Here is a 19,452-nt window from a genome sequence, read left to right as displayed (position 1 = left end):
CAAGGGGATAATATTCTGTGAGTGTGCCATAGCCTTTATGTCTAGCACCTAAATTTTTGAGAACTGGAACTAAAGCTTCGGGCGTGCGTAAACCTTCTACTAATAGGACGAGAGAACTAATAAGTTTTTTCTCTTGCTTATTCATATCAGTTTTGCCAAACAAACCTTGAGTTTCGGGATAAGTTTCAAAGAGATTTTGGTAAAAACTAGAGGCAAATCCTTCAGCAAGAGGTTTGATTTTCTCAAAGCTAATTTCAACAAGTTCAATGCGTAAATTTGAATAAGATGATGTCATATTTATATTCGTAGTTATGGTTATTTACCATATTTTAATGGAAGTTTCCTTAGATAATTGTAGTAGAAAATGGCTTAAACCCTTATTTTATAAGCAATACAGCAATTTGATACATAACTAATGTCCCAATCGCTGTATTTCTTGTAGTATTGTTCTCTGGGGGTAACTTCCGTTGAAAAGTTACATTGATATCATGTCCGCTTGATTGCTTATTAAACCAGGAGTTCCCCACCCCGCCAAAGCTATGCTTTGTCTCCCTGCCCCTAATCCCCAGAGGGGGCCCCGAGTTCCCCGCAAGCGGGGAGGGGTTGGGGGTGGGGTGCAATGACTGTGGAAATCGTAACTAGTTATGCGGACATGATATGACTTATAGAATTCAATTTTTTTGTATAGATGCAGTTGTAACTATCTAATTCATGATCAGCCCCAGCCCAATGCTTCACTGATTTGCGCTGCTAGTTTCAGGGGACGAAAAGGCTTGGCAAATATAGCAGCTACATCTAAACCAGTAAAACTCTCTTGATCCGACTCTTGGACTTTGGCAGTTAGTAAAATTACTGGAATTGACTTAGTGACGGGGTTAGCCTTCAGTTGTTGCAGGGTGGCACGCCCATCCATATCAGGCATCATCATATCTAGTAAAATGACATCAAGTTTAGAGTTGGCAGCTACATTCAACGCTTCCCGACCAGAACAAGCAGTCAACACGTTCCAACCAGCACCCATTTCTAATCCCAATTTTGCGATCGCTTGTACATCTTCTTCATCATCAACAATCAAGATATTTCTGCTCATTTTGTCACTCTCGCATGATATGTGATGCTGATTAGCTTGATTCGTCTTCAGCTATTCTAGAATGCAATCGGGGAGAAGTGGGGGAAGTGGGGGAAGAGGAGGCAGGGAGCAGGGGGAGAAGATATCTGAATAGTCGTCTTGGATGGAGAAATTGAGTAATTTAATTTTTGAAGTTCCCTGATTAAAAGCTGCTATTGAGAGACTGGTAAGGGTAACAGCACATAAAAGGTGCTACCTTTGCCTAAAATGCTCTGAACCCAGATTTTCCCATCATGTTGCTGTATGATATCTCGGCAAATGGCAAGTCCTAAACCTGTTCCTCCTTTGTTGCGGGAGTCGGATGCATCTACCTGCTGAAAGCGCTCGAAGATTATTTGTAATTTATCTTCAGGAATTCCTCGCCCTTCATCTTGGATAGTAATCAGAAGGAAGTTGGGTGATGAAAGCTGATTTTCTTCAGACTCAACGCCTTTAGATTCTGAGAGAGTAGCACTTATCCACACGGTATCGCCTGGTTCAGAAAACTTAATCGCGTTGCTCAGTAAATTAGTCAGGGTTTGTAGGAGGCGATCGGGATCTGCCCAAAGTTCAACTGCTACAGGACTTATAATCAGTCTGACTTGTAATTTATCTGCCATTGCTTGCATTGCTTCCGTTGCCATAATTAGCAAGTCTGCGGCGTTGCACTTTGTCTTCCGCGTGAAGATTTTGCCCGATTTCATCCGCTCTAAATCGAGAATATCGTTCACCAAACGAATCAGGCGTTCAGTATTAGTGGTGGCAATACTCAAGACTTTTTGTCCCTGTTCGGTCAGAGTTCCTAGTTGTCCTGAACCTAGTAAATCTAATGCTCCCATTGTGGAACTTAAAGGTGTACGCAATTCATGACTAACTAAAGAGATAAATTCGTTTTCTAGGCGTTTGCGTTCGGTGATGTCATTGGCAATTAATAAAGCACACGGCACTCCAGCTAAATCAATCAATTCGAGAGATATTAGTATGGTTTTGAGTTCTCCAGACTTAGTAGAAAATTCAAATTCCAGATTGTATAGTGACCCAGTTTCCGGCAGAAGTTGAATTGTTTGGGCGATCGCGACTGTGTTTTTACCCAAATTAAGATCAGCAGCTGTATCTCCAATCACTTCTTCTAGACAATAGCCGCTCATCTTCAAGAAACTGGGATTGACATCAATAAAACGAGCTTCTGAAATTGTAGCGATCGCGATCGGATTGGGACTAGAGCGAAATACTTTAGCAAACTTCTCTTCTGCTTTGGCGCGTTCAGAAATTTCCTGCTGCAACCGCTCATTTTGAGCTTGGAGTTGTTGTTGCAGTTTCCAAATCGTCAAGTGATTTTCAATTCGTGCTAAAACCTCCTCTAGTTGAAAAGGCTTAGTGATATAGTCCACCCCACCAACTGCAAAGGCTTTCACCTTATCCAGTACATCACCCAAAGCGCTGATAAAAATTACCGGAATTTCGCGCGTGCGATCGCTTGCCTTCAGGTGTTGGCAGACTTCATAGCCATTCATCTCAGGCATATTCACATCCAGCAAAATCAAGTCAGGAGGAACTGCATTTGCTCCCCGTAACCCTGTAGAACCTTTAGTTACACTCCGAACTTTATATCCCTGTTCCGTCAGCATGGCAGATAGAAGATTCAGGTTTTCTGGCGTGTCATCAATCACCAGTATGTCTGCTTTGGGAAAGTTGAGTGACTCTTTAGGCATGGCAATATCGACTTTAGCCAGAATAGGCTACTAATTCTTTCTAGAGATTTTAACCTTAGTTCAATGTCTTAATAATCAGTTACAAAAAAAATTTTAATTACCCATTTATCTCCCCTAGTTCTCCCCGATTAATTTCTAATGTTAAAAGCATCAAATCAAGTTTGCAAATTAAACTTACCAAATTACAGAACAAGGAGTAACTTGTATGCAAAGTTCAACCATCCGTAAAGCAACTATTATTGCACCAGGAGAAGGTAATCAATTCTCAATTCTTGGTACACATTTCACAACAAAAGTAACCGGTGAAGAGACAAATCAAGCTTGGACAATTTATGAAATTACAGATACAGAAGAAAATGGGCCGCCACTGCATACTCACCCTTGGGAAGAAGCATTTTATGTTCTAGAAGGAGAACTAGACATCCAAGTTGGTACAGAAACAATTTTGGCATCACCAGGCTTTTTCGTTAATATTCCTCACAATGCACCACACGCCTTCAAGATTCGTTCTGCTACTGCTAAATTTCTGGCTTTAATTTCACCTAAAGGTGCAAAAAACTTTTATGAAGAAATGGGTCAAGTAGCAGATAGTTCATCGTTAAACATGGAAAAAGTACAGCCTGTTTTGAACAAGTATGGATTGCAGTTTCTTGCGTGAACTTTTCGTTTGGATGCGGGGCGCACATCTGTCATACATGTCAACTTCTCGTTCCCTGTCTCTGACTGGGAATGCCTATAGCAGGCTCCGCCTCAATCCAATGATGAGCATTTCCAGCCAGAGGCTGGAAACGAGATTTTAAAGGGATTTAGGCTTAAGTTGACACCAATGCACATCTGTAAATCCATGCTGGGAAAGGCTATATATAAACACGCAGACTTCGCATTCTAAATCGCTTTCCTTAATAAATAAATCTATTTTCTAGAAAAGTCTTATGTACTCAATAACAAACAACCAACTCTATTCCATGCCAAAAGCTGTCCGCCTTTTTGCTGCTAGTGCCCTAAGTTTGGGCCTCACCGCTAGCCTTGTTTTTTACCCAAACGCGAGTCAGGCGGGTAAAAACGATACTGGAGTGCCTGCTGAACTCCAGGGCGAGTGGCGGTATGGTCGAATTTCGTCCATCCAATACCAAGACAGTTACACAGGGCAGTCAGCAGCTCCAAACGGCTCTAGCGATCAATTCCAACTTACATCTAACGGTGAGTACAAGCGAAATAGGCTAATTCAGATTAACACCTACAACTGTGCTTCTAACCTATTCATAGAAGAAAAAGGCAAAGTTAAGATTGAGGCTCAACGCCTTACTTTCCAACCTAGCGACAGCACATCCAAAGGGCAAATCTGCAATAGCGGGCGCACCTACTCCAGCCGCAATACAGCAAAGCCTGAGACTTACGAGTGGTCGATTGAGACGAATGAATATGGACAGCAAGTATTAGTACTTGAGACTGCCGATGGCCAGGGTCGCGCTCATTACGGACGACCTCAGTAAGCTAATGAGCATTCAAGTTGCATATAACCCAATACGTTAGGTTAAGCATTTTTTCCCTCCCCTGCCTCCCCTGCCCCCTGCCTCCCCTAACTCCCCTAGTTCTCCCCGATTGTTTTCTAATCTACAAAATATCGAACTGAGGTTATTCCATGATTCACCATATTTCAATTGCTGTTAAAAACCCTAGCCACGTTGCTCAAGTTCTGGCGGAAATCTTAAAAGCGCAAGCTGTTCCCTTTCCTCCTAACCCAGGAAGTTATATGGTTATACCTTTTGATGAATACGGTACAGCCATTGAACTATATCCTTTAGGCTCTCAAATTGAACCTGGTGAAAATGATGAAGAATGCGTATTTGTCCGTACTGCAATTACCTCTATTTATACAGATATTCATGCAGCTATTTCTGTGCCCATCAGCCAGAAAGAAATTGAACAAATCGGTGTCCGTGAAGGTTGGCGTGTAGTGCGCTGTAACCGCGATTCTTTCTTTGATGTGATTGAGTTTTGGGTGGAAAACAGATTAATGATTGAATTGCTAACACCAGAAATGGCAGCTCAATATTTAAAATTTGCCACTCAGCAAGAAAATCTGAAATATTTTTTGGCAGAACCAGCTTTAGCAACAACTTGATGAAGCAGACACGCGCAGCGTCTCCGACAGGAGAAGTGAGGCAGGGAAAGGGAAAAAAAATTCCATCCCTTTCCCCTTTCCCGCTTACCCTTTTCCCCACTTCTACAAGAAGTCTAATGATTCAAGATTGCTACATCTCCATTTTTCGGTTAAAAGGACTGACGGTGAAATAGTTAAATTAAGAACAGCCCTCAACATATTCGACTTCTGGCAATTTACCCGCTCTGAACTCAGTCACAAGCTTACCATCAGTCTCAAAGACTACACGATAGTTGCGATCGCTGCGGTCTTTCGGGATGAAAGTTAGATAATGTCCATTTTGGACGTATTTATGAGGTGTGACTTGAATCTGTCCTGGGTAAAGGGACTTGATTTGCGCTTCGGTGTCGCCAATTTTTGCACCTTTGAGGGTAGTAATTTGGGTATTTTCCCGCACATCTACTCTAGAAATGCGACCTCCTGTCACCATGAACGAAAGATTTTTGGGTTCATTTTGTGGCTTAACATAATAGCAATTGTTATTTGGTGAATCGCCCACTAGCTTAGTACCAGCAGCCTTTGCCGCTTGGGGGACAGTCATGCCAACTTGTACTGTGCCGATGCCGTTGATAAAAAGTTTTGACTGATTCGTTAGTTTCGCTTTTGCTACAACTGTGCTGACAGTCAGAGAAGAAACTGCCAGTATTACGGTGGCAAAAGTCAAAAGTTTAGTTTTGCTATTCATAAATTGTATATTTTACTCAGTTAGGTCGATAATTTCATCGAAGCAGAAACTGCGTACTAAGTTTGCCAATTTTTCTGCCAAAGCAGAATGAGTTTGTGGAATTTGCTCAATTAGTTGGAAAATCCTTTCAGCATCGACTTCAATGGCTGCCTGATTAAGTTCTGTTACCCATTGGATAGGCATAATGGTAATTGCAGAGCGAAGATCCAAGATAGTAGATTGAATATTGTTTAGGTTGTTGTCTATTGCATCTTCACTGCTGTCTTCTGCACAGATATAGCGCACGTGCAAATATTCAGCGATCTTTTCAAAAATCACTTGCTCTCGGAATGGCTTACGAACCAAGTCGTCGCAACCTGCGGCTAAGATACTTGCCTGTTGTTCTTCAAAAGCACTCGCAGTTAGAGCAATAATTACAGTGCGGAAATTTGTAGTTGTATTTTTTTCCCTGGCTCTAATCTCTTTAGTTGCATCGTAGCCGTTTATTACAGGCATCCGCATATCCATCCAAATTAGGTGAGGTTGCCAGGTTTGCCAAATTGCGATCGCTTCTTGTCCATTAGTCGCAGCTTCGATTTCAAAACCAATGCTACCAAGAAGTTGCACAATTAGATCGCGGTTTTCTTTACGGTCATCCACTACGAGAATACGGTAAGAAGGTTGGTCTGCTGCTAGCTTGAGCACTCGTCCCTTACTCAATTTTGGTGCAGCTTTTAAAGCTCCAGCTAAATTCACTTGGATGTCAAAGCTAAAAGTAGATCCTTCCCCAACGCTACTCGTCAAATGAATATCGCCCCCCAACAACCGCACAAATTGACGGCTGATAGTCAGTCCTAGTCCAGTTCCCTCTTTGGTTTGAATACCACTTGTGGTCTGGACAAAAGGCTGAAACAGGTTATTCATTTCTTCTGGTGCTATTCCCCGTCCAGTGTCTTCGACTTCAAAGTGTAGGGATTGGGAAGAGGCAGAGGGGCAGGGTGCGGGGGGCAGAGGGGAAAATTCTTCTCCCTTGCTCCCAGCTAAGAGCTCCCTTGCTTCTTCTCCTGCTCCCTGCTCCCCAGTCCCCATTCTTACCCGCAACGTTACTCCCCCAGTCTGAGTAAACTTGACGGCGTTACCTAAAAGATTGATTAGTACTTGGCGGAGTTTACCTTCATCTGTTTGGATGTAACGGGGGAGATTGGCAGCCATTTCAAATCTGAGAAACAATTGCTTCGCTTGCGTCCGCACTTGGAACATTTCTTGTAATGTTTGCAATAGCAGATAAAGGTCGAAGTCTTCAGGGTTGAAAATGATTTGTCCAGCCTCAATTTTGGACATTTCTAGGACATCGTTAATTAGGTTGAGCAAGTGTTCTCCACTGCGGTTAATGGTAGCTAAAGATTCACGCTGTTTTGAGTTCAGACCAGTGTCTCGCTCCATTAATTGGGAAAAACCCAGAATCGCATTTAGAGGGGTGCGGAGTTCGTGACTCATATTAGCCAAAAAAGCACTTTTGGCTCGGTTGGCAGTTTCGGCGGCTTCTTTGGCAATTCTCAGCGCTTCTTCTGCTTGATGCCTAGCTCGACCGATCGCAATTATTTCACCTACCAGTTTTAATAGATTAATATCTTCTTGGTTCCAGGTTTTCGTATAGTTAATCGTATCTGCGGCAATAAACCCAACTACTTTACCAGAATGAACCATTGGAACACCGAGCGCAGATTTAATTGACTGACTTTTAAAGAATTCTTTCTCAGGAGCATCGGGTGGCAAATCAGCGATAGATGGCAGCGCACAATTTTTGCCTACAAGCATTGGCGCAAGTAGGGGAAAAACTTCTAAATTCCCCTTTCTGGCATTGCCGATTAATGGTTCAATATTAGCAGCGCACCATTCATTGACTAAGTTGACTTCGTGTGGCTCATAAGATAACTCAAAAATGGCGCACCGTTCAGCATTAATGAATTGAGCGATCGCTTGGAGGGTAAAATCAATTGCTGTATCTATATCTTGATCGATAAAATGGCGGGAAATACTGCTGAGGACACTTTCTAGTTGGGCGCGACGTTGCAAGGCTGCTTCTGCTTGTTTGCGATCGCTAATATCACGAGCTACACCCACAATCTGGAAGTTACCTTGGGCATCTTGTGTGCGGACTGCATTAGAAGTTAGCCAAACCCAGTCCCGACTACGATGTTTAGCGCGGTATTCAGTACCCGAAACTCCTTCACCTGTTGCCAGGATACTTTGGGCGACTTCTAAACATTTTGGCACATCATCTGGGTGAGTAAAGAATGCCAAGGAATTACCCTCCATTTCGCTGGGGGCAAATCCGGTAGTATTCAATATATTAGGAGAAATATAGTTGAATACCCCATCAGGATTGATGACAAACAGCACATCGTTGACCTTTTCGACGATAGTGCGAAACTTTAACTCGCTTTGCTGTAGAGCTGCTTCTGCTTGTTTCCGTTCTAATTCGGCACCGGCACGGGCAGCAAAGATTTTGACAATCAGTTCTCTTCCAGGATCGTGTTTCATTGGTTTGACATCGATCACTGCTAGATGTCCGATGATTTCGCCGGATGAACTGGTGAGAGGAACGCCAAAAAAACTTTCGGCATTCATCTTCACTAAATCTGCATCTTCTGGGAAAGCAGCTTGTACTGCTTGAGGATAGTGACAGAGGTTGCCTCGCAAGGTATGTTCACAAGGAGTACCGTGCAAATCATACTCCAAGTTCTCGTTAATAGCCCCACAACACCAAAATGCCAAAGTGCGGACTCTAGTTTTTGGCTCATCATCAAACTCAGTGACTAGGGCATATTGAACTTGCAAGACTTCGGCAAGGTAACGAACGCAAGAATTAAAGAATTCATCACCTGTTTTAGCTGCTGTGCCCTCAACAATTAAGCGTAAAGCTTGTTCTTGCTGTTTGCGATCGCTAATATCTGTAAAAACAGAATCCAAACAGGATTCTTCGGCGTTGAGACGGAGTGACAACAGTACCCAAACAACAGATCCATCCAAGCGTCGCAGTGCTACTTCAAAATTGCGAACTTCGCCGGACTCTTCTAACTCTGCTAACATTTGCACCCGATCTTCTGGATTGACATATAAATCAGTTGTGAAATACTTGCCAATTAAGCCAGCAGCAGAGGTAAAACCTAATATCTCAGCACCACGTTGATTAGCATCGATAATCAATCCATCTTTTTGGCAGGTACGAAAAATTCCCACTTGGGAATTTTCAAAGATATTGCGGTATTTCATTTCACTACGACGCAAAGCTTCTTCTACTTGCTTGCGTTCTGTGATGTCGCGTCCGACACCCGCAATGGCCATTTCACCATTGGGAGTGTTAATTGTTGAAGTGTTAAAGTTGAACCATCGCCAGTTACCATCTTTGTGCCGCAATCGCACTTCAATATCAGTCAGCTTTTCGCCAGTTAAAGCCCTTTGTAAGGCGGTGACGCTAATTGCTAAATCTTCAGGTTTGGTAAACTCCACCACAGAATGACCTTCGATTTCCTCTAGCCTGTAACCCATAAGTGCAGTCACATTCGGCGAGTGATAAGTAAAAATTCCCTCTGGCGAGAGGACAAATATTAGATCGTTGGCATTTTCGACAATGCTACGGAATTTTAACTCACTCTCTTGCAGGGCTGCTTCGGCACGTTTGCGTTCTGTAGCATCAGTGCCTACTGAAAGAATTTCAATTAAGTTTCCTTGTGCATCTAAAATGGGTTTATTGGCCCAGACTATCCAGACGCGATCGCCATTTTTACATAAGTTCTCGTTTTCGTTGAATAGATAGTTGTCTGGGTGCTGACAAATATCAACCATTAATGTCTGTAAATCGCGCCCAGAAGTTTCGGTTTCTGGAACAATTGTACCGATAACATTACGTCCTGTAATCTCATCTATATCGAAACCAAAAAGCCTTTGACCGTAGTCATTTAAAAATATGATGTCACCATTGCCGTCCCAACGCAGAATGATGCAGTTGGCTGTTTGCACCAAATCGCGGTACTGGACTTCGCTTTGACGTAAGGCTTCCTCAGTGCGTTTGCGAGCAGTAATATCCCGCACTATTGCTAAGATGTGTCGCTTGCCATTATAAATGCAAGTCGTGCCTTTGACTTCCACATTTATTAAAGTGCCATCCTTGCAGATATCAACTGCTTGTCCATAAAATTGTTCACCAGATCGTGTTTTCTCTACAAACTCTACAAAAACAGAATGTGAGTCTGGGTGAATATAAACAGATGGATGTAAAGAGAGAAATTCTTCATAAGAGTAACCGTGCATCTGACAAGCAGCGGGATTAACTTCGGCAACTTTTTCAGTCTCTATCTCAGTAATAAATAGTCCATCATTGATTGCTTCAAAAATACTGCGGTATTGTAATTCACTTTGTCGCAGTGCTGCTTCTGCCCTTTGACGTTGGGTGATGTCGCGGAAGCTCCACACTCTACCAATAATCTGTTCGCCGATGCGCTGAGGACAAGAGTAGCGCTCAAATACTCTGCCATCTTCTAATTCTAACCAGTCGTAACTAACTAATTCCGGCTGTGAGTATAGTTCTCGGACTCGTTGCAAAAACGCATCAGGGTCTTTTAGTTGGTTTGCCAGATACGCTAGTCGCTGAGGATGATCTGGTTCCGTCAAAAGTTCTGGTGGAATTGACCACATTTCTAAGAACTTTTGGTTGTAACTAGTGATATTACTTGAGCTATCGACTACTAATATACCATCTTGAATCGATTCAAAGATAGCGCTTAATAAAGACAGAGAGTTTTCTAAAGCTACTTGGGTTTGTTTGCGTTCGCTCAGATCCCGCCCTAAAACCACCAGAGCTTTTCGTCTACCATCCTGATGAAATAGGGGAGCTTTAATCATATCTAAACTGCTCACTGTCCCATCAGGACGAGGAACAGCTTCTTCTACCCGATGCACACATCCCAATTGCCAAGCTTGTTCATCTGTTTTATCGCAGTTGAGCAAAGCATCGTGATAAAAATTACTAAATTCTGCCAGTTCTGAGTCTTTTTTGCCTTGATAATCAACGCCTTGTAGCTCTAAAAATTCCAGGTTAGCCTGATTTGACAGCAACCATTTTCCTTCGCCGTCTTTTAAACAGATAATATCGGGTGTAGCGTTAATTAATGTTTGCAACCGCTCCTCAATCTCTTGTAACGATTCTTGGGTTCGTTGAGTCAGCGTGATATCCCGAATCACCAGTATTGCACAGCGATCGTCAGTCAGTCCGGTACAGCTACCGGAGATTTGTAGTGTTATTTGCTGATCTTGCTGTAGCTGATAACTTGTTGTTTCATACTCCCCGTTGAGTATCTGCACATCAGGATAGCAGGGCAAAGCAACTGGTTGTCCAGCCTGTGTTAGGGGTAGTAAGTCAGTTAACTTCGCACCACAAACAGTGCTGTGAGATTGGTTTACCAGAGACTCAAAGCTAGAATTGCACCATTGAATGAGTCGGTCTTCTCCCACCCAGACTACAGCATCAGCGATCGCACCCAGTGTTACTTCCATCTTGTTCACAGTGGTTTGCAATTGCTTTACTTGCTCTAGCTGTTGTGTACTCATCAACGATTCCTCTTAAATTCGTAATTATTATGAATTAAATATTTTACAAAATAATGATTATGTGCTATGTAAGTAACTAATAAATCTGTATAGTGATTGTATCGTTAGTCCATGACTGGAATATTCAACTACAGCAAAACTACATATTATCTTTAAAATTTTACCTACGTAGGATAAATCTTGGTAGTGCAAGGTGGACAGTGCCGAACGCCGAAATAGCAAATGCGTAAGCGTAGCCAACTACAAGTATGGTTAAAGCAACAATTAATACTATCGACTTGAAGCTGATACAAATACATTTCTAGGGGTGCATAGCTCTAAATGCATCCCTATGAGAAATTTATTATGTAAAAAGGTTTTCGTGAAATGGCATAACAACGCTCTCCGAATAAGAGCAATAAGATGCCCTGTCAACGGACTTAAAGATCGATTGTGCTATTAACAGCATTTTATAAGTTTGTTGCATGTTTGTTGGATAGCTCTTGTATTTTTATTAAAAATTTGAAATGGTAATGAACATGAGAGCTAATCCTAAAGCTCACTGATTGTGTTATCTACAAAGGAGAATCTGTTTCATGCTAAAACGTAGTATTAAACTAGCTGTTTTTGGTCTTGCATTACTTATTTTCACTTTGAGTTTAGCCATTTCTACACCAGCGTATGCGGGTACAATTACGCTATATGAAGGTAATGGAGGACAACAAGATACTCTAGGTAGCTATTCTGATAGACCTGATTATGCAGGTAGAGTTAGCCCAAATGATGAAGCTCGTTCATTAAAACTCAGTGAGGTTGCACCATTCACAATAATTAGAGTTTATGACAGCCCAGATGCTGCCTTAGATGATGATTACACCACAATTAAAGTCAAACAAAAAACTCCCAAGGATTTGGTTGTAGGTACTTTTGAAAATTCTTTTGAAAATGAATATGTCAAGGTAGAACATTCGCATGACAATGGGCTTGATGGAAAGGTTTCATCCATTCAAATTCAGGGTTTTGATTTTCAATAGGTCATAGAATTAGGCCATTAGCGCCATAGCACTAATGGTCTAATTCTGGTTCTATCGCTCCCTTTATGCTTAAAAAAGCAAATGAATCAGATTTAATAAATTTTACTAAGAGTATGAAGAATTACGAATTACGCCCAGCGTTACTACCGACTTGGTATAAAGATTGGATCGTTAGTCCATCACTGGGGTATTCAACTACAGCAAAATTACACATTACCTGAAAGCGATCGCCATCGAAGCCCGTGAATATTTGCTGGCGGATAGTAGTTAAAATCTCATTGAGGCGATGGTTTACTTCTGTTTTTGTTAACCCAGAAACTCCCACTACAAAGTCTCCGTTACCCCAATAACCTAGCACTTCACCACTGCAAAATGCCGATTGGAATAAACGACTCCATCTTTGCAATACCTGGTTTCCAGCCTGATGACCGTACTTAAGATTAATTTGACGAAAATCAGTCACGCTTAAGATTACTAAGCAAACAGATTGCTGATTTTTCTCGGCTTGAGCAATTAGGTGCTGCAAATCGCGGTTAGACTGAAACTGATTTGCTAGTCCGGTTAAGGGATCTTTGGTAGAAAGTGACTGAAGTAAACGGCTGCGTTCTAAGCGATGGGTAATGCGTGCCAACAGTTCTGCCCCAACAACAGGTTTAACCACATAATCATCTGCTCCAACAGCAAACACTTGCTGCACAGTTTCCATCTCTCGGTGAGCAGTCAGAAACACAATCGGTAATTCCTGCCATTGAGGATCTGTACGAACTGCTCGGCAAAGTTCGATACCATTTATGTGAGGCATTTCCACATCCAAAATCAACAAATCTGGTGTCGTAGATTGCAGTACTTCCCAGAAACGTAGGGGATTTTCCAATCCTGTCATCCGCATACCCCACGGCTCTAACATTGGGCGTAGTGCTGCTAAAATTAGTGGGTCGTCATCTACTGCCAGTATATTTACGCGCAAAGAACGAGTTCGTTGTAATAGTTGAGATGAAACATCCCAAACTTGAGCAGCTGTTACAGGCTTGACCAAAAAACCCCGCGCCCCGTACTGAGCCAAAGTTACGCGTTCTACTAACTCATCAGTTGCAGCCAGCACCAGAACGGGTACGGGTGGGGTACGCGTTGCTAAGTCCGAAAGTAGTGCCAAACTCTCTTTACGCCAGCCTAAATCATCGACATTTAGCACCACTAAGTCTGGTGATGTGGTTTGTAGAAAGTTTTTTGCATCCTCTAAGTTGGTGATTTGCTGCCAACACATACCCATGCACTCAACGAGTTGTTGCAACTGAGAACCTAGTTGCGGATTTGGGTCAATCAATATTAATTGGGTACAAATTTCTTCTGCGATCGCACCAGAAGTTTGGTTATCTACATTTTGCCCCATCTGGTTGATTAAATTACCCAAATCTTCAATCAGCGTCAGCAATTGCCGTTTTTCACTTGGTGACAAATCGCCATCTTTCCCTAAAATCTGTTCAATTTTCCGCGCTATCTGAGTGCCATTGTCTTGCTCAAACATCCCCAAGACACCAGCTAGTTTGTGCGCCTCTCGTTCTGCCGATTGGCGTAACTCCTTAGTCAGCGTTTTACCAGATAGTGCTGCTGCTAATTCTTCCAGTACCGTTAACCGCTGCACCATCAACCCTTCATATTGTTTCCACAAGCCACCCATTGCTTGCTGAAACTGCTCCTCAACATCACGACTAGGGATAAATTTTTCTTTCCCCCCCTGCTCCCCTGCCCCTCTGCCCCCCTGCCCTCCTCCTCCAGCAGCGGGTTTCAGCCGATATCCCAAACCATAAACGTTTTCAATCCAGTCTACTGCTCCAGCTGCTTTCAACTTTTGTCGTAAGTATTTGATATGTGATTTTACAGTCTCCTCTTGGGGTGGATCGTCAAAAGTCCACAGGTGCTCGATGATATCGCCCCGACTAAAAACACGCGATGGATTCCGTAAAAATAGCTCCAGTAGACTGTATTCTTTGGCTGTTAATTCCAGCGGTTTGTTGTTATATGTAACCTCGCAACTACTAGGGTCTAATCGCAGTGCGCCTACTTCCAGTATTGGGGTACAAGGGCGATCGCCTCGACGGATCAGCGCCCGTATCCGTGCTTGGAGTTCTTCCAAATCTAAAGGTTTGATCAGATAATCGTCTGCACCTGCATCAAGTCCCTGAATCCGCTCTCTATTACCATCTTTCGCCGTCATCAGCAGAATGGGAGTGAAACAACCACCTGAACGCAACCGCTGACACAATGTAATACCGTCCAGTTTCGGTAGTCCTACATCTATGAGGAGCAGATCGTAGTTCGTACTTTGCGTGTATTCCCAACCCATTTGTCCGTCTTGTACTACATCAACAACATAGTGTTGCTTAGTAAGAGACTTCAACAAGACACTTGCTAAAATCTCTTCATCTTCGATTAGCAAGATTCTCATACACCCGTCCAAAATATAACTTGCTACTTCACCCAGAAAAATAGTACAGTAGTTGGCTATTTTTCTACAATAAAAAAATATAACAAGTTAGCAAGTCTTCTTATTTCGGTTACATTGAAATTCACCTTATATCTAACTCTTAACTTCTCGCTCTAAAAAATGGTTCCTTCCAAACGAGTTTATTTATTGTTGGTTTTAGGTATAGCGATGTCTACGACGGGCTACGCCTACGCCCCGATCCTATCCTTATTTCTCACTATTAGAGCAACCATCGCCATCACTGTGCTATTTGATGCCATCGTTCTCGGATTAATGGTCGTAGATAGTTTACAGGTGCGGCGTTCTCGCGTGCAAATTACCCGCGAATTACCCTCACGATTATCCATTGGGCGGGATAATCCCGTAGTGCTAAAAATAACTTCACAGAATGCCAACGCCCAAATTGAAATCCGCGACTATTACCCAACAGGGTTTGGCGTGTCTGCACCTGCACTGAGCGCTATTGTTCCCAGTAACAGCACCGAAGAATTGAAGTATACCGTCCACCCAAGACAGCGGGGAGAGTTTCCTTGGGGAAATATTCAAGTCCGACAGTTGGGAATTTGGGGATTAGCTTGGGATGATTGGCAAATTCCTCAAAGTCTGCCAGTGAAAGTTTATCCTGATTTAGTGGGATTGCGATCGCTCACAATTCGTCTGACACTGCAATCATCGGGATCAATGCGCCAATCTCGTAAAACTGGTATTGGTACAGAGTTTGCCGAATTGCGAAATTATCGCACTGGTGACGATTTGCGATTTATTGATTGGAAAGCTACCGCCCGTCGGGTTGGCGCTTATGGTAATGCAACGCCACTGGTGAGGGTTCTGGAACCAGAACAGGAACAAACATTGCTGATTTTACTCGATCGCGGACGGTTGATGACGGCAAAAGTGCAGAGTTTGCAGCGATTTGACTGGGGTTTGAATGCAACTTTATCCTTGGCTTTGGCAGGTTTACATCGAGGCGATCGCGTGGGTGTTGGTGTATTTGACCGCCAGATGCATACGTGGATTCCCCCAGAACGCGGTCAACATCATTTGAATCAGCTAATTGATCGCTTAACTCCAATTCAACCAGTATTATTTGAATCTGATTATTTGGGAGCGGTGACAAATGTTTTGCAGCGACAAACTCGGAGGGCGCTTGTAGTAGTGATTACCGATTTAGTTGATGTCACTGCCTCTACAGAACTCCTAGCCGCACTCTCCAAACTAGCACCCCGCTATCTTCCATTTTGCGTGACTCTGCGAGATCCGCAAGTTGATCGTTTAGCACACACTTTCACAGATGATGTTACAGGTGCTTATGGACGTGCAGTGGCACTAGATTTATTAATGCAACGACAAGTAGCATTTGCCCAACTGAAACAAAAAGGTGTATTGGTACTAGATGCACCAGCCAATCAAATTGCCGATCAGTTAGTTGAGCGATATCTGCAACTCAAAGCGCGAAATCAACTTTAGATTATGACTCCTGCCTTCGCTTGTAAAGAATTTTTAAGAAATTAACATCCTTCAGAAAAGCAAAGACGTAATACTGAAATAATCCTCAAAAGTTCAGAATCATAGATTTTGTATACAGACAGGCCCTGTGTTAGGAGGCAATGATGATCAAAGGCAAATGGACAACCGATGGGAATAAATCAGATCCCAGCGGTAAGTTCAATGAGACGCCGACAACATTTCGCGATCGCGTAACCGCCGATGGTTCTAGCGGGTTTAAGGCAGAAGCAGGACGCTATCACCTCTACGTTTCCTTTTTCGCCCTGCTCCCTGTCCCCTGCCGGCTAAATGACAAGTCTTTACCCGGACACGATATCACCCTACAATCGATTCATTTGTAGAAACGTAATCAACTAAATTAACCGTTGGAGAATAAAATGGGAGAATCGAGAATTTTCAACTGGATCAATAGCATAATCAACAGGGTATAAGCTGTTGAAGAAATTAGACCCGTGACTAATTCTTTTTTGAGGTTATGCTCTTGAGGTTCTTTTTGGAAAATATCCTTAGAACCGAATTGCATCAAGAGAATTCCCACAATATTAGAGAGCCAGTATCCTATAATTGAACAAGGTAGAAGTAATTTTGGGGAAAGTAAACTACATACATACCCAAAACCATAAGCTATTGGCAGATTGAATAGTAGGTCATTCCACCAACATAATGGTGACAACAGATATCCCAGTACCAGAAAAAATCCACCTCTGAGTTTTTTGAAAATGTCTTTTTTGAACTCTTCTGGAGTAGACTGTTGTGATTGCCCTAGGGCTGTATCTCCTGTTACATTCAACTCTTGACTGACGTTTTGGACGCTTTCCATAAAAACCCACTATTCCTATCGGCTTAGTGTAGTTTAATATATAAACTAAAGCAAAGTCTAGTACAGGAGTGATAAGATTTTGGCTTTTTGATGCTGAAAGTTTTACCACTGCCTAGTTTCAGCAAAATAGTAAAAAGCAAAATTAAGGTTTAAATCAGCTACAAACTTGACAATATCTGATTTCTACCAGAGAAGCATGAGTCAGTTCGCTTCTTGCACAATCTGGTTTTTTCCTTCGGTATTTAAGTGAAATAGAACGATTTATAGACAATTGACACAATCAAAGCTATTTATCGCTCAATAAGTTGCAAAATCAAAATATATCTTTTTAAATCATAGCACACGATGAGATTTAAAACCGATACTGCAATAGCCAGACCCTCCTTAGGGTAGAGGTGCATAAATGTTGAGTGGCAAAATTTTTATGTTTTTGTATATAGCCGGAGCAGAAATTTGAACTAATAATAGCTACAATAAAATTACTGAGGCATCTTAATAGGAAAATGACAGATTTAACTCCAAATAGCACATTTTTAATAGCAGGAATTGTTTTTATAACGATTGCTGTCATTGGGCAATCTAAATTAGGTTTTATTGAAATTAATCCCGGTTGCTTTGGCAGATTTTTGGCTCTATTGATTGGGATTTCTAGTCTATTATATGCTTTAGGGATACTCAATTTTTCAGCCGGAACCCTTGACTTATTAAGAACTTCTCTGACAGAACAAATTAAACAGAGTATAAGTTCAATAAATGACCTTTTGCAAGGATCGTAATAGGTTTAAAAAGATTATTGCCGGGTGCATTACAATACTTTTAGGTTAAGGATAAAAGGTTAAACTGACTCCTTAACCTTTGAGAATATTCCTAATAATACGCTCCTACAAGACTGTAAATCAGACTAGCCATTACTAATAAAGTAACAATCACATAGATAAATTCTCGCTGTAAGAGGAAAGCCAATAGAGAAATAAAAACACGCACAATTGGAGTAGCAATTAGTAGTAAAAGTCCGAATTGAATAATGCCGCGTAGGCGTAGCCCATCGTAGGCATCGCTACCTGATAAAACTGCTTTTACTACACCTATTGGTGAGCGAAATTCCGATGGTTCTCCTCGAAAAAAGTGATAACCAGCAGGTTCAGCACCGTGATGAATCAAGTAGAGTATACCCCCCAGCAAAACGACAGCACTAGCTATCAAAACGCCATATTTCATGAGGTTACTGAGCAAATATTCTAATTGCTGCTCACTTGATGTTTTTGTCACATTCTTGTTAGCATCAATCTCACAGCTATTAGGCAATTGTGCTACTGTGCTAGTGGACTGTTCTAATTGTTCGATATTAGAGTCTGGATCTTTCTGCGGTAAGGTGAGTGTAACCACTTCCCGATCAGGCTGTGCCAGGAATGTCCAGCGAAAGCTACTATTAAATTTATACATTTTACAGCCCCCCTATTAAACTGTTGTAGACCATTTTCAAAGCCATTACCACTAGCACAAGACTGAAGATAATTCTCAATATTTGCGTTTTAGCGCCTGTCAGGACTCGTGCGCCCAAAAAAGCACCAGGTAATACCCCCAACATCACCGGCATGGATAGTCCTGGATCGATGTATCCTCGTGCTAGGTAAACTCCGGCTGATGCTGCTGCTGTCACACCGATCATAAAATTGCTAGTAGTGGTAGAAACTTTGAAGGGTAAACGCATGGCTTGATCCATCGCCAATACCTTGAATCCCCCGGAACCAATACCAAGCAACCCAGAAAGCACCCCAGCTATTAACATCACACCAAATCCCATTGGTACTGAATGAACTTGGTAAGACATCACTCCATCAGGAGTTGGATAACTGCTATTCAGTTTCAGATAATTTGCGATTGGATCTGCTGCTTCATCTTCAGCATGTTCTATTCTGGGTCGTTGTGAAAGGTATGCTGAATAAATGAGGACGATCGCTAGCACGATAGTTAGGGCTTTGACAGAGACAAAAGTAGCAATCATTGCTCCTGCGATCGCACCAATCGTTGTCGCTACTTCTAAAAACATTCCCAATCGCAAATTAGTATAGCCTTTTTTAATATACGTAGATGCTGCACCCAAAGACGTAGCAATTACAGATACCAGCGAAGCACCAACAGCGTATCGAATATCAACGCCAAATACTGAAGTCAATAAGGGAACAATTACTACTCCACCCCCTAACCCAGTTAGCGCCCCTAACAAGCCAGCGCTGAATGAACCAATCCAAATCAGTAATGAAAATTCTAAAATAGTCAAATTTAATTCCTCTTTTTTTTACATGTATATCAAGATGCTAAGAGATTTTTTGTATTCTTTAAAACTTAATTGGCAAGTTTACTACTGGC

Annotated in this window: 16 protein-coding genes; 7 read left to right on the top strand and 9 right to left on the bottom strand. The window is 42.2% G+C overall.

What is annotated here, in order from left to right; translation table 11 throughout:
- The 3 genes from RM347_RS30095 to RM347_RS30085 form a co-directional block, all read right to left on the bottom strand.
- Positions 1 to 295: globin domain-containing protein (locus RM347_RS30095; RefSeq protein ID WP_322715628.1), on the bottom strand; the 295-nt coding region annotated here is incomplete at its 3' end.
- 420 nt (positions 296 to 715) lie between these two features.
- Positions 716 to 1,090, bottom strand: coding sequence for a response regulator (locus RM347_RS30090; RefSeq protein ID WP_322715627.1), 375 nt, complete (start codon positions 1,088 to 1,090; stop codon positions 716 to 718).
- Positions 1,091 to 1,281: 191 nt separating this feature from the next.
- Positions 1,282 to 2,820 (bottom strand): ATP-binding response regulator, encoded by a 1,539-nt coding sequence (locus RM347_RS30085; protein WP_322715626.1) that lies wholly within the window; start codon positions 2,818 to 2,820, stop codon positions 1,282 to 1,284.
- 205 nt (positions 2,821 to 3,025) lie between these two features.
- Here RM347_RS30085 and RM347_RS30080 point away from each other — a divergent pair, with 205 nt between their 5' ends.
- The 3 genes from RM347_RS30080 (at position 3,026) to RM347_RS30070 (ending at position 4,945) form a co-directional block, all read left to right on the top strand.
- Complete coding sequence (locus tag RM347_RS30080; RefSeq protein ID WP_322715625.1) at positions 3,026 to 3,478, top strand: cupin domain-containing protein; 453 nt, start codon at positions 3,026 to 3,028, stop codon at positions 3,476 to 3,478.
- A 274-nt stretch (positions 3,479 to 3,752) separates the two neighbouring features.
- Positions 3,753 to 4,313 (top strand): hypothetical protein, encoded by a 561-nt coding sequence (locus RM347_RS30075; protein ID WP_322715624.1) that lies wholly within the window; start codon positions 3,753 to 3,755, stop codon positions 4,311 to 4,313.
- A 149-nt stretch (positions 4,314 to 4,462) separates the two neighbouring features.
- Positions 4,463 to 4,945 carry a hypothetical protein gene (locus RM347_RS30070; RefSeq protein ID WP_322715623.1) on the top strand — a complete coding sequence of 161 codons (483 nt, stop codon included), beginning with the start codon at positions 4,463 to 4,465 and terminating at the stop codon, positions 4,943 to 4,945.
- A 178-nt stretch (positions 4,946 to 5,123) separates the two neighbouring features.
- Here the strand turns inward: RM347_RS30070 and RM347_RS30065 are convergent, their stop codons facing one another.
- Positions 5,124 to 5,669: a hypothetical protein gene (locus RM347_RS30065; RefSeq protein WP_322715622.1), complete on the bottom strand. Its 546-nt coding sequence runs from the start codon at positions 5,667 to 5,669 to the stop codon at positions 5,124 to 5,126.
- A 12-nt stretch (positions 5,670 to 5,681) separates the two neighbouring features.
- Positions 5,682 to 11,258, bottom strand: coding sequence for a PAS domain S-box protein (locus RM347_RS30060; protein WP_322715621.1), 5,577 nt, complete (start codon positions 11,256 to 11,258; stop codon positions 5,682 to 5,684).
- A 575-nt stretch (positions 11,259 to 11,833) separates the two neighbouring features.
- Here RM347_RS30060 and RM347_RS30055 point away from each other — a divergent pair.
- Positions 11,834 to 12,271 (top strand): hypothetical protein, encoded by a 438-nt coding sequence (locus RM347_RS30055; protein WP_322715620.1) that lies wholly within the window; start codon positions 11,834 to 11,836, stop codon positions 12,269 to 12,271.
- Between the two features lie 121 nt (positions 12,272 to 12,392).
- On the opposite strand, the gene RM347_RS30050 is transcribed toward RM347_RS30055, so the two are convergent.
- Complete coding sequence (locus tag RM347_RS30050; RefSeq protein WP_322715619.1) at positions 12,393 to 14,717, bottom strand: response regulator; 2,325 nt, start codon at positions 14,715 to 14,717, stop codon at positions 12,393 to 12,395.
- 159 nt (positions 14,718 to 14,876) lie between these two features.
- Here RM347_RS30050 and RM347_RS30045 point away from each other — a divergent pair, with 159 nt between their 5' ends.
- Together RM347_RS30045 and RM347_RS30040 are read left to right on the top strand one after the other, a co-directional pair.
- Entirely contained in the window at positions 14,877 to 16,223 is a 1,347-nt protein-coding gene (locus RM347_RS30045; RefSeq protein WP_322715618.1) for a DUF58 domain-containing protein, read from the top strand.
- A gap of 140 nt (positions 16,224 to 16,363) precedes the next feature.
- Positions 16,364 to 16,603, top strand: coding sequence for a hypothetical protein (locus RM347_RS30040; protein ID WP_322715617.1), 240 nt, complete (start codon positions 16,364 to 16,366; stop codon positions 16,601 to 16,603).
- A gap of 17 nt (positions 16,604 to 16,620) precedes the next feature.
- Here RM347_RS30040 and RM347_RS30035 read toward each other — a convergent pair whose 3' ends face one another.
- On the bottom strand, positions 16,621 to 17,082 hold the full coding sequence (locus RM347_RS30035) for a hypothetical protein (protein WP_322715616.1): 462 nt from the start codon (positions 17,080 to 17,082) through the stop codon (positions 16,621 to 16,623).
- A gap of 503 nt (positions 17,083 to 17,585) precedes the next feature.
- Between RM347_RS30035 and RM347_RS30030 the strand changes: the two genes are divergently transcribed.
- The gene (locus RM347_RS30030) at positions 17,586 to 17,858 is read left to right on the top strand and encodes a hypothetical protein (RefSeq protein WP_322715615.1); all 273 of its coding nucleotides are present in this window, start codon (positions 17,586 to 17,588) and stop codon (positions 17,856 to 17,858) included.
- A gap of 91 nt (positions 17,859 to 17,949) precedes the next feature.
- Here the strand turns inward: RM347_RS30030 and RM347_RS30025 are convergent, their stop codons facing one another.
- Entirely contained in the window at positions 17,950 to 18,525 is a 576-nt protein-coding gene (locus RM347_RS30025; protein ID WP_322715614.1) for a DUF1634 domain-containing protein, read from the bottom strand.
- Position 18,526: 1 nt separating this feature from the next.
- On the bottom strand, positions 18,527 to 19,363 hold the full coding sequence (locus RM347_RS30020; RefSeq protein ID WP_322715613.1) for a sulfite exporter TauE/SafE family protein: 837 nt from the start codon (positions 19,361 to 19,363) through the stop codon (positions 18,527 to 18,529).
- Positions 19,364 to 19,452: the final 89 nt, after the last annotated feature.

The sequence above is a fragment of the Nostoc sp. ChiQUE02 genome, from assembly GCF_034531305.2.
Lineage (GTDB): Bacteria > Cyanobacteriota > Cyanobacteriia > Cyanobacteriales > Nostocaceae > Nostoc.
Note: the sequence above shows the minus strand (reverse complement) of the source record. Positions and strands in the feature narration are given on the sequence as shown.

Excerpts from the sequence above, each read along its gene's own strand:
- RM347_RS30070 (WP_322715623.1), top strand. The coding sequence starts at position 4,463 with ATGATTCACCATATTTCAATTGCTGTTAAAAACCCTAGCCACGTTGCT.
- RM347_RS30040 (WP_322715617.1), top strand. The coding sequence starts at position 16,364 with ATGATGATCAAAGGCAAATGGACAACCGATGGGAATAAATCAGATCCC.
- RM347_RS30080 (WP_322715625.1), top strand. The coding sequence starts at position 3,026 with ATGCAAAGTTCAACCATCCGTAAAGCAACTATTATTGCACCAGGAGAA.
- RM347_RS30035 (WP_322715616.1), bottom strand. The coding sequence starts at position 17,082 with ATGGAAAGCGTCCAAAACGTCAGTCAAGAGTTGAATGTAACAGGAGAT.
- RM347_RS30065 (WP_322715622.1), bottom strand. The coding sequence starts at position 5,669 with ATGAATAGCAAAACTAAACTTTTGACTTTTGCCACCGTAATACTGGCA.
- RM347_RS30055 (WP_322715620.1), top strand. The coding sequence starts at position 11,834 with ATGCTAAAACGTAGTATTAAACTAGCTGTTTTTGGTCTTGCATTACTT.
- RM347_RS30090 (WP_322715627.1), bottom strand. The coding sequence starts at position 1,090 with ATGAGCAGAAATATCTTGATTGTTGATGATGAAGAAGATGTACAAGCG.
- RM347_RS30060 (WP_322715621.1), bottom strand. The coding sequence starts at position 11,258 with ATGAGTACACAACAGCTAGAGCAAGTAAAGCAATTGCAAACCACTGTG.
- RM347_RS30085 (WP_322715626.1), bottom strand. The coding sequence starts at position 2,820 with ATGCCTAAAGAGTCACTCAACTTTCCCAAAGCAGACATACTGGTGATT.
- RM347_RS30025 (WP_322715614.1), bottom strand. The coding sequence starts at position 18,525 with ATGTATAAATTTAATAGTAGCTTTCGCTGGACATTCCTGGCACAGCCT.
- RM347_RS30075 (WP_322715624.1), top strand. The coding sequence starts at position 3,753 with ATGTACTCAATAACAAACAACCAACTCTATTCCATGCCAAAAGCTGTC.
- RM347_RS30045 (WP_322715618.1), top strand. The coding sequence starts at position 14,877 with ATGGTTCCTTCCAAACGAGTTTATTTATTGTTGGTTTTAGGTATAGCG.
- RM347_RS30030 (WP_322715615.1), top strand. The coding sequence starts at position 17,586 with ATGACAGATTTAACTCCAAATAGCACATTTTTAATAGCAGGAATTGTT.
- RM347_RS30050 (WP_322715619.1), bottom strand. The coding sequence starts at position 14,717 with ATGAGAATCTTGCTAATCGAAGATGAAGAGATTTTAGCAAGTGTCTTG.